The organism is Halochromatium salexigens (assembly GCF_016653295.1).
Lineage (GTDB): Bacteria > Pseudomonadota > Gammaproteobacteria > Chromatiales > Chromatiaceae > Lamprobacter > Lamprobacter salexigens.
In genome coordinates this window covers 1-9624 of sequence record NZ_NHSF01000088.1, presented here as the reverse complement: position 1 = coordinate 9624, position 9624 = coordinate 1, and the positions used below count along the sequence as shown (strand labels likewise).

The window sequence follows — 9624 nt, the reverse complement described above, 5'->3', positions numbered from 1 at the left end:
ACAACGACAATGATCCCTTGGTGGCCGCCCTTTTTCACCCCCCTGCGGGGCGGCTGGGGTGATTTTTACGCTTCTCGGCCGAGCATTACGCGCAAGTCATTGATTGTTCGTTCGCCGCTGGGGTAAACGAAATCTGACCCGACTTGTAGGCTCATTCAATTCAGTGGGTTAGAGACTGCGCAATTGTCTCCTGTAAGTTCGGCAGGGCGAAGGATTTCGCGAAGCGACGGGGCAACTATGAGGAAACCTTCGGCACACAGAACGTCAACTTCTTGCCGATCGCTGCCTTGGCTGAGGCCGACCTCGCTGCCGCCGAGCGTTGCGTGCTCGAGCAAGTCTCCGCTTACAAGATCCGCGGACCCTCGGGCTATCGCCTCGAGTGGCTGAAGGGGATCAGGCCGGAGCAGGTGATCCAGATTGCGCGAGAGCGCATTGCGCTCAAACCACATCACGTACAGCTGGCTGATCTGAACCATGGCCAATAGCTTCGAACGCCACAAGCGTTACACCCGGTCTGACATTCATGCCGTTGTAGGTGGCAGCGTCCAAGCGTATTTGCCGACGATGGCCAAAGTGGTTGTCGCTGCCTGCCTCAATCCTGCTCAGAATCCGCAAGCCCCTGAGGTTGTGCTTGTCGGGTGTGGGCCGCGTATCGAGGCGACGGCCGCGCAGTTTCTGCGCCAGGGTTCAGCGGTCCCAACGTTCGTCAAGCACCAGGCGAACGCGTGGGAATTCGTCGGCGACTATCGGGCAGTGCGCCAGAGTTTTGACCTCGACGAGATCGAGCGCCACGCCAAGACAGCTGGACGAGACGGCGATGTGACATCGATCCTGTTCCTCGAGCCTGTCGTTTAATGCCTGCCACCTCCTCGGACGGGATATTGCGCGCGGTGGCCTTCGCGCAATGCCGCCAGCTGATGCATCGATGGCTTGCATCTCTTCGGCGCTGAGCGCGAAGTCGAAGAGGTCGCGATTCTCTGCCATGCGGTTGGACTTGGAGGTCTTAGGCAGGGCGGTTCGACCGCTCTGCGGATGCCAGCGCAGGATGACTTACACCGTAGTCTTGCCGTGACGCCCAGCAATGGCAACCAGCGTTGGGTCCTGCAGCAGGCTGAAGGCGCCAAAGCCGCCGGGCCAGTTCATCAGCAGCGGGTCGACATAGCCGAGACCAAGATCATCCAGGGTGTCGACCATGTCATCGCGGACCTGTTGCGCAATATTCTCGACCTTGTCGGCATCCCAGGTACGCTTGTGCGAGCTGTTGATATGCGGCGGCTCAACAGCGAACGATCGAGCGTTCCATCGCCCACTCCATCAGGTCAATCGATGGTGCGATGATCAGTGTCCACCGCCTCATAGCCCCTACCCCGTGCGCCTGCAGATCGTCCAAACGCGAGTGACTCACCCCGCAGGCAATCAGAGTCCAATCGCCAAAGACATCGGCAACAAGCGGCAGGCTCTCATCGCCAGCTCCCGCCACTGGCCGATTCGCTACACTGCCCCGATGTCATCTCTCTCCCCCAGCCATGCCACCGACACCCCCGCGAGCGTCTCTCCGGCAGCATCGAGCGGCTGACCTTCCACAGTGAGTCAACCGGCTTCTGTGTGCTGCGGGTCAAGGTCCGAGGCCAGCGAGACCTGGTCACCGTGGTCGGCAGCGCCGCCGCCGTCAGCCCCGGCGAGACCATCGAAGCCCTGGGCCAGTGGGTGCAGGATGCCAAGCATGGGCTGCAGTTTCGCGCCGAGCGCCTGCAGGTGATCCTGCCCGGCACCCGCGAGGGGATCGAGAAGTACCTCGGCTCCGGGCTGGTTCGGGGCATCGGCCCACACTTTGCGCGCACGCTGGTGAATGCCTTCGGCGAGGCGGTGTTTGAGGTTATCGAACAGAGCCCAGAGCGTCTGGAGGAACTGCCCGGCATCGGCCGCAAGCGCCGCGCTCAGATCACCGCCGCCTGGGCCGAGCAACAGGTCGTGCGCGAGATCATGGTCTTCCTGCAATCGCACGGCGTCGGCACCGCGCGGGCGGTGCGCATCTACAAGACCTATGGCGAGGCGGCGATCCTCACCGTCAGCGAGAATCCCTACCGCTTGGCGCTCGATATCTGGGGCATTGGTTTCAAGACCGCCGATACCCTGGCGCAAAGCCTTGGCATCCCGCGCGACTCGCTGCTGCGTGCCTGCGCCGGAGTCCGCCATGCGCTGCAGGTCTGGTCCGAGCAGGGACACTGTGCCTCGGAACCCGAAGCCTTGCTCACACAGGCCAGTCAGCTGCTGGAGATTCCGGCGCCGATCATCGAACAGGCGATCGAGGATGAGGTGCAGGCCGAGCATCTGATCCGCGATCAGGGGTTGCTCTATCTGACCCCGCTCTATCGCGCCGAGCAGGGCTGCGCGGTGCAGCTGCAGCGCCTGTTGCAGGGCACTCCGCCCTGGGGCCAGATCGATGTCAGCCGTGCCCTGCCCTGGGTCGAGATCCAGACCGGACTGACGCTCGCGCCCTCGCAGCGTGCGGCGCTTAGACCCTGCTCTCAAGCAAGGTCGCGGTGCTGACCGGTGGCCCCGGGGTCGGCAAGACGACCTTGGTCAACAGTCTGCTGCGTATCCTCCAAGCCAAGCAGGTCGAGGTGCAGCTTGCCGCCCCGACCGGGCGTGCAGCCAAGCGCCTGCAGGAGACCACCGGCTGTGAGGCAAAAACGGTGCATCGGCTGTTGGAGTTCGACCCCAGTGCCTATCGCTTCAAGCGCGATGCCGAGTATCCGCTGGAGGCGGAGCTGTTGGTGCTGGATGAGGCCTCGATGCTGGATACGGTGCTGATGAACCAGCTGCTGCGGGCGTTGCCGGATGAGACTGCGCTGCTCTTGGTCGGCGATGTCGATCAGCTGCCGTCGGTGGGGCCCGGTCGGGTGCTGGCGGATCTGATCGCCTCGGGGGCGATCCCGACGGTGCGCCTGACCGAGGTGTTCCGTCAGGCGCTGTCCTCGCGGATCATCGTCAATGCCCATCGCATCCACAGCGGTGAGCGGCCGATCGCCCCGGCCAAGGGGGAGACCAGCGACTTCTATCTGATCGAGGCCGCTGATGCAGAAGACCTGGCCGACAAGCTCGTCGCCAGTGTCACGCAGCGCATCCCGAAGCGCTTTGGGTTCGATCCGCTTGCGGACATCCAGGTGCTGACGCCGATGAATCGGGGTGGGCTCGGCACGCAGGCGCTGAATCTGGCCTTGCAGCAGCGACTCAATCCCGATGCGCAACCGCGGCTGCAACGCTTCGGCACCACCTATGCCCCGGGCGATAAGGTGATCCAGCGCGTGAACAACTACGACAAGGAGGTGTTCAACGGCGATATCGGACAGATCACCCGCATCGATGCCGAGGCGGGCCTGGTGGTGGTGGAGATCGATGGCCGGGCGGTCGAATATGAGGCCAGCGCGCTCGATGAGCTGAGCCTGGCCTATGCGATCAGCATCCACAAGGCACAGGGCTCGGAGTATCCGGTGGTGGTGATCCCGTTGGCGATGCAGCACTATGCGCTGCTGGAGCGCAACCTGCTCTATACCGGGGTCACCCGCGGGCGGCAATTGGTGGTGTTGATCGCCGAGGCGAAGGCATTGCGCATCGCGCTCGGGCGGCAACAGGCGACGCGGCGGATCACGCGCTTGGCGGAGCGCTTGGGTGGGCTTGGATGAGTGGCTGGACAGCGGAGGTGCGGGCTGTGGTGGTCGCTGGTCAGGGCGGCGTCTGAGCGCCGCCCGTCTTCGCTCCCTGGCTCTTGGATCAGAGCGCTTTCTTGCAGAAGTACCAATCACTGCACTCATAGCCCTCGGCCATGCGCGCCTCGGCCTGCTCAGCGGTGGCCGGCGGCGGCACGATGACCTTATCCCCTGGCTGCCAGCCCTCGGGGGTCGCGACACCGTGCTCATCGGAGGTCTGCAGCGCCTTGACCAGCCGCACGAACTCGTCGATCGAACGGCCGTTGCTCATCGGGTAGTAGACCATCGCGCGCAGCACGCCATTGGGGTCGATGATGAAGGTGGCGCGCACCGCCGAGGTGTCGCTCGCGCCGGGCTGGATCATGCCGTAGGCCTTGGCGACCTGCATCGAGAGGTCGGCGATGATCGGGAAGCCGATCTCGACACCGAACTTCTCCTTGATGTTGCGCTCCCAGGCGATGTGCGAGAAGTTGCTGTCGATCGACAGGCCGAGCAGTTCGCAGCCGAGTGCCTGGAAGTCCGCATGGCGTTTGGCGAAGGCGATGAACTCGGTGGTGCACACTGGAGTGAAGTCGGCCGGGTGCGAGAACAGCACCAGCCATTGGCCACGGTAGTCCTCGAGGGTCTTGCGCCCGTGGGTGGTCGGGGCATCGAAGGCTGGGGCCGGCTCGTTCAAGCGTGGCATGGACGGGGTGGTCTGGACGTCGGTGGTCATGGGTACAGCTCCTAGTCGGTGGGTGTGGATGCCTCGTTTGAGGTTGACACCAGGTTAGGCGCCGCGCCGCTCGGGGTGAAATCGTTTGATCGGATGGCTGCCATGGGCCAGACCTATTGTGTTTTATCAATCCATAGGTCGAGCCTTTCATTGATCCGATCAACAGCCCGCCTCAGCGGTCGATTGGCTGGCGGCTGGCTGTCCTGGCCTGCGCCGCACCCGATGTGCCCGGAGTCGGGCAGCCACTGGCAGGCGAGCTGCGGCATTCTGAGTCTGTCAGACGCGCCATGCTCGCGCTCGACGACGTCGCCCGTTTACTCGTTACCTTGACCGAAGGAGGTTCGGCATGTGCGGACGCTTCGCCCAATACGCCGATCCCGAAACCCTCGCCGATCACTTCGGGCTCGCGACGACAGCGGTTGACGCACAACCGCGCTACAACGTCGCGCCAACCCAGCCGGTGCTGGCAGTCCGACTGACAGAGGACCAGCAGCATCGCGAGTGCGTGAACCTGCGCTGGGGCTTGGTACCGTTCTGGTCCAAAGTGCCGGATCATCGCTACAGCATGATCAACGCCCGCGCCGAGACGGTGGCGAGCAAGCCGGCCTATCGGGCCGCGTTTGCGCAGCGTCGCTGTCTGATCCCGGCCGATGCCTTCTATGAATGGCAGCCCGGCAAGGATGGCAAACAACCCTATGCGATCCGCCGCAAGGATCAGGCGCCGTTTGCGATGGCTGGACTCTGGGAACACTGGGAAGGCGACGACGGGGCCGTCATCGACTCTTGCACGATTATCGTGACTGAGGCCAACGCGTTGTTGGCGGCGATCCATGATCGGATGCCGGTGATCCTGGCGCCTGAGGACTATGGGAACTGGCTCGGCACTGGGCGAACGGACCGGGAGACAGACAAGGCGTTGCTTCAGTCCCTACTCAAGCCGGCCGATCCCAGTGGCTGGGAGGCCTATCCGATCTCGCGGGCGGTCAACAGGCCAGCCAACGACAGCCCAAACCTAATCGAGCCACTCGTCGCTGAAGCGCCATGAAGTCATCCCCGCCCGCTGAGACCCTGACGCTCGAGATCGACCCGTCCCTGCTCGAGCATGTGCGCGAGCGCTTGGCACAGCGGCACCGGGACACCCCGCCTAAGGAGCTGATTGCAGCGCTGGTGACCAGCATCCTCGACAACTCGGGCTACCCGATCAGCGCCACTCGAACGGACGCTGGCCAGATCCGCATCCGCTACCGGCTGCGCTCGTTCAGCGAGCCGATCCTGTAGCAGCGTGCGACTTGGTCCTGGGGACGATCAGTTCGGCAGGCAGGACATCAGCCCCCTGAATGCGTCCTGATGAACGCCGAGTGCGCTGGCTTCAGGTCCAGCAAGGGTGTGCCATCCAGGCAATCCAAGCCGCGCACCCGTAGCACTGGACCCTCGATGGCGATCAACCGGACAACGCTGCTGCCCATCGGATTCGGCCGTACCGGCGAGCGCAGCGCAAAGGTGCCAACGGGATGATCCCGTCCTGTTGGGCATTGCAGGACCAGGTCGCGCCGGGACTGATCGAGCCAATAGAGCACCTCGAGCGGGGTCGTCGTCTGCAGACCGACCAGCGCCTGATCCCAGGGCTGGAACACCTCGATCTGACACTCGGGGCCGTCCAGGTCACCTTGGCGCGGACAGTCTTCGCGCCGCTGCCAAGGGGTGTGGATGCGCCCGATGTACTGCAGCCAGGCATCCGACGCTTGGGGGTGCTCCACGGCGATCTCGCCCGGGCGTCTGGCTTGCTGCGGGCTCACTGCGGTGCTCCGTGCACGCTGCCTTTGAGCGATGCCGTCGAACAGGTTGGGCGCGCAGCCGCTTCATGCAGCACGCCCAGCTCGGCGAGCACTGCCGGCTCGAGCACCTGCTGCGCGGTCTCGAACAGCGTCCGCTCTTCAAAGCGGATATGCGCCTGCAAGGCGTCACCGAAGCGCGTCGGGGCATCAGGGGCGTCGCTCACAATCAACCCCCGCAGCTCGGTATGCTCGGCAAGGGTTTGCTCAACCAAGGCCTGCTGGCCGGCGACACGCAAGGCGGGAAGCAGCCCCCGCTCCTCAAGCTGGAAGTGCGGTTCAAGCTCATCGGCAAAGCGGGCCTGGATCTCGGCCCAGAGGGCACGACGCTCGGGGGCTTCAGCCGCCGCCAGTTCACGCGCCCGCTTGGCCAGGACCAGTGCTGATTGATGGTCATGCGACAGGCGCACCAGGTTGGGATCGCGTTGCATCGGCAGGGTCCGAATCGAGCGCTGAGGATTGAGGTTCCCACTGCCGGGGCTGGGCGGTCAATGCCTCACCGCGACCGGCGGCCAGACACCGGGCTTCCAACGCCGGCTTAGACCGCGACCTCAACCAGCTTTGGCGACAGCAGACGTTGCAGATTCGCGCTGCGCAGCCGGAGGATGTAGCCGCGCTTGCCGCCGTTGATGTAGAGCTGCTCGAGTTCCAGGATGCTGCGCTCGCAGTAAACCGGCATGGTCCGGCGTGTCGCAAAGGGTGAGGTGCCACCGACCTGGTAGCCGGAGCGCTTGTCTGCAATCTGAGGTGTGCAGGGCTGAATCCGCTTCGCGCCGATCTGGCGCGCCAGGGCACCGGTCGCGACCTCGCGATCCCCGTGCATCAGCATGATCAAGGGCTGCTGCTGTTCATTCTCCATGATCAGGGTCTTGACCACTTGGTGCTCATCGACGCCCAAGGCCTGAGCCACCTCAGCCGTGCCACCACCGTTGTAGGGATAGCAGTGGCCGCTGAAGGGGACGTCAGCCTGGCGTAGAAGCCGCACGGCGGCGGTCACAGGTTCTTTGGCTCGTGCCATTTAATCCCCTTCGATCGATCGTCTTGCCCTTTTGGGGCAACGGGTCACACTAGCGCTCAGCACAACGGGTCCTATGATCGGACGTTCATCGTCCAGGAGACACAAGGTATGCACACAGGTTACGCGATGATCGTCGGCGCTGGCTCCGGCACCGGCGCCGCCGTTGCCAAACGGTTGGCCGCTGAAGGCTGGCCGGTGGTGCTGACCCGGCGCAACGCGAAAGCGCTCGATGCGCTCGCTGCGGAGATCGAGGCGGCCGGTGGTCGGGCGCTGGCCATCGCGGCCGATGCGAGCGATGCGGCCGAGGTCAGCGCCCTGTTCGAGACCGCGTCGGAGCACTTCGGCACACCGGAGCTGGTGGTGTTCGCGACGGCTGGGTTCGCGATGGGGCCTCTGGTCGAGACCGAGCCCAGCCGGCTCTATGAGCTGTGGCAGAGCAGCACGCTGGCAGGCTTCCTGATTGCGCGTGAGGCGGCCAAGCGCATGCTGCCGGTCGGCTCTGGATCATTGCTGTTCATCGGCGCAACGGCATCAGTCATACAGAGCGCTGGCTTTTCCGCTTTTGCGGCGGCCAAGCATGGCCTGAGGGCACTGGCAGGCAGTCTGGCACGCGAGGTTGGCCCGCAAGGGATTCATGTCGCGCACCTGATCATCGACGGCATCATCGATGTCCCACGGGTGCATGAGCAGATGCCGGAGATGGCGGCAACGCGCGGTGAGCAGGGCTTGATCCAGCCTGAACATATCGCCGAGACGTTGCTCTGTCTGCATCGCCAACCAAAGGATGCCTGGACCTTCGAGCTGGATCTGCGCCCGGCCAACGAGCCTTGGTAAGCCGCACCCGACCAAGAGCGTGCGAGATAGACCGCTCAGCAACAGCATCGGCAGGCCGTTTTCGTTGCCTCCATGGGTTGTTCATCGACATGACATCCTGATGCCGGAATTGAACGCAGCAAGCAACATCGGCGGATGGGGCGAGCCTGTGGCAAGCAGCTGACTCACCGCTATTGACGTCAACCTGACCCCGGAGGAGCTTTCCCGTTTTGCACGACCAACCACAGAGGCTCAAACAGCCGCTCTGCATCTACCACGCCGATTGCCTGGATGGTTTCTCGGCCGCTTGGGTCGCCGACACCGCTCATGCGCAGTCCGGCCTCGAGTTCTACCCGGGTGTGCACCAACAGCCACCGCCGGATGTCCACGGGCGTGAGGTCATCCTGGTCGACTTCAGCTACAAGCGCGACCTGCTGCTGGCCATGGCCGATACAGCCAACCGTATCCTGATCCTCGATCACCACCGATCCGCACAGGCTGATCTGGTCGACCTGCCGGAGAACGTCACCGCGATCTTCGATATGGATCGGTGCGGTGCCATGATCGCCTGGTCGCACTACTTTCCTGATCGGCGCCCTCCTCGCTTGCTCGAGCATATCCAGGACCGGGATCTCTGGCGCTTCGAGCTGCCCGGCACGCGCGAGATCACCGCCACCCTCGCCTCCTATCCGTTCTCGCTCATCGAATGGGGCCGGCTCATGCGCGAGGACCCCGAAGAGCTGCGCGAGGAAGGCATCCCGATCCTGCGCCAACACGACAAGGACGTGCAGGAGTTGGTCGAGACGCTGGCCTACCGCAGCCAGATCGCTGGCCATGAGGTGCCGGTCATCAACGCCCCCTCGAAGTACAGCTCCGATGTCGGAGCGGCACTTTGCGGCGGTGAGCCGTTTGCCGCCTGCTACTGGGATACGCCTGCCGGGCGACGTTTCAGCCTACGTTCTGAAGCACAGGGCCTTGATGTCTCGCGGATCGCGGCCGGCTTCGGCGGTGGCGGACATCCGCATGCGGCTGGATTTCTGGTGCAGCAGCACACGCCGCTTCACCTGGCTTAACGCCGAACGATCCGCTTACCTCCAGCAAGGGCAAATCCGTGCGAACCCACCAGCGCGTCTCGCCAGAGCGCGCTTAACGCCCTGCCAGCCGGGGTCCTGCTTGGCGAGCTTTGACCGTGAACGCGCCATCGACCACGGGTATGACCATGCGACTGGGCGCCATCATCCCCGTCGGTCTTCCCTGACATCCCACAGTTATCCCATGCTTCTGTCCGTTGTTGCTGGGGTCCGTCGGCTCAGCCTCTCGAACTCGGAGCCTGGCTCCGCTGTGGCTGTTGGTTGCGCTAGAATCCTGACCTTCGCCTGCGACTGGGGTCGACTGCGTTGATCGAGATCGCAGCAATTCCCGGTGAAAGTCTATTCGGCAGGCTTTAATGTCATACTCTCAGTACGCCATTGTGACTGGCAAGGGTCCACCCTCAACACGATCAGTTGCTTTAAATAGATTCGTTATTTTAGACGC

Annotated in this window: 13 protein-coding genes; 8 read left to right on the top strand and 5 right to left on the bottom strand. The window is 63.8% G+C overall.

The genetic code is table 11. The annotated features are described in order from the left end of the window. Positions 1 to 287 precede the first annotated feature (287 nt). Both CCR82_RS17745 and CCR82_RS17740 read left to right on the top strand, forming a co-directional pair. Positions 288 to 485, top strand: a complete 198-nt coding sequence (locus CCR82_RS17745; protein WP_201247146.1) for a hypothetical protein — start codon at positions 288 to 290, stop codon at positions 483 to 485. Continuing rightward, positions 475 to 855: a DUF6697 family protein gene (locus CCR82_RS17740; protein WP_201247148.1), complete on the top strand. Its 381-nt coding sequence runs from the start codon at positions 475 to 477 to the stop codon at positions 853 to 855. Before CCR82_RS17745 ends, CCR82_RS17740 begins: the two co-directional genes overlap by 11 nt. A gap of 195 nt (positions 856 to 1050) precedes the next feature. Here the strand turns inward: CCR82_RS17740 and CCR82_RS18820 are convergent, their stop codons facing one another. Then, the gene (locus CCR82_RS18820) at positions 1051 to 1194 is read right to left on the bottom strand and encodes a hypothetical protein (RefSeq protein WP_242513588.1); all 144 of its coding nucleotides are present in this window, start codon (positions 1192 to 1194) and stop codon (positions 1051 to 1053) included. A 411-nt stretch (positions 1195 to 1605) separates the two neighbouring features. On the opposite strand from CCR82_RS18820, the gene CCR82_RS19175 reads away from it, so the two are divergent. Beyond that, positions 1606 to 2550: a helix-hairpin-helix domain-containing protein gene (locus CCR82_RS19175; RefSeq protein ID WP_338073209.1), complete on the top strand. Its 945-nt coding sequence runs from the start codon at positions 1606 to 1608 to the stop codon at positions 2548 to 2550. After that, positions 2544 to 3686 (top strand): SF1B family DNA helicase RecD2, encoded by a 1143-nt coding sequence (gene recD2, locus CCR82_RS19170; RefSeq protein ID WP_338073208.1) that lies wholly within the window; start codon positions 2544 to 2546, stop codon positions 3684 to 3686. The genes CCR82_RS19175 and recD2 overlap by 7 nt, the downstream gene beginning before the upstream one ends. Before the next feature lie 88 nt (positions 3687 to 3774). Here the strand turns inward: recD2 and CCR82_RS17725 are convergent, their stop codons facing one another. Beyond that, positions 3775 to 4425 (bottom strand): peroxiredoxin, encoded by a 651-nt coding sequence (locus CCR82_RS17725; RefSeq protein ID WP_201247145.1) that lies wholly within the window; start codon positions 4423 to 4425, stop codon positions 3775 to 3777. 346 nt (positions 4426 to 4771) lie between these two features. On the opposite strand from CCR82_RS17725, the gene CCR82_RS17720 reads away from it, so the two are divergent. Both CCR82_RS17720 and CCR82_RS17715 read left to right on the top strand, forming a co-directional pair. Further along, positions 4772 to 5470, top strand: a complete 699-nt coding sequence (locus CCR82_RS17720) for an SOS response-associated peptidase (protein ID WP_201247144.1) — start codon at positions 4772 to 4774, stop codon at positions 5468 to 5470. Continuing rightward, positions 5467 to 5703, top strand: coding sequence for a hypothetical protein (locus CCR82_RS17715; RefSeq protein WP_201247143.1), 237 nt, complete (start codon positions 5467 to 5469; stop codon positions 5701 to 5703). Before CCR82_RS17720 ends, CCR82_RS17715 begins: the two co-directional genes overlap by 4 nt. 47 nt (positions 5704 to 5750) lie before the next feature. Here CCR82_RS17715 and tsaA read toward each other — a convergent pair whose 3' ends face one another. The 3 genes from tsaA to CCR82_RS17700 all read right to left on the bottom strand — a co-directional run bounded on the left by tsaA (position 5751) and on the right by CCR82_RS17700 (position 7275). Further along, a complete protein-coding gene (tsaA, locus tag CCR82_RS17710) occupies positions 5751 to 6221 on the bottom strand; it encodes a tRNA (N6-threonylcarbamoyladenosine(37)-N6)-methyltransferase TrmO (protein ID WP_201247142.1) in 471 nt (156 codons plus the stop codon). Then, on the bottom strand, positions 6218 to 6688 hold the full coding sequence (locus tag CCR82_RS17705; protein WP_242513587.1) for a hemerythrin domain-containing protein: 471 nt from the start codon (positions 6686 to 6688) through the stop codon (positions 6218 to 6220). The genes tsaA and CCR82_RS17705 overlap by 4 nt, the downstream gene beginning before the upstream one ends. Positions 6689 to 6795: 107 nt before the next feature. Further along, a complete protein-coding gene (locus CCR82_RS17700) occupies positions 6796 to 7275 on the bottom strand; it encodes an aminoacyl-tRNA deacylase (RefSeq protein ID WP_201247141.1) in 480 nt (159 codons plus the stop codon). 108 nt (positions 7276 to 7383) lie between these two features. Between CCR82_RS17700 and CCR82_RS17695 the strand changes: the two genes are divergently transcribed. Further along, the gene (locus CCR82_RS17695) at positions 7384 to 8109 is read left to right on the top strand and encodes an SDR family NAD(P)-dependent oxidoreductase (protein ID WP_201247140.1); all 726 of its coding nucleotides are present in this window, start codon (positions 7384 to 7386) and stop codon (positions 8107 to 8109) included. A 209-nt stretch (positions 8110 to 8318) separates the two neighbouring features. Next, on the top strand, positions 8319 to 9161 hold the full coding sequence (locus CCR82_RS17690) for a hypothetical protein (protein WP_201247139.1): 843 nt from the start codon (positions 8319 to 8321) through the stop codon (positions 9159 to 9161). The last annotated feature ends 463 nt before the right edge of the window (positions 9162 to 9624 follow it).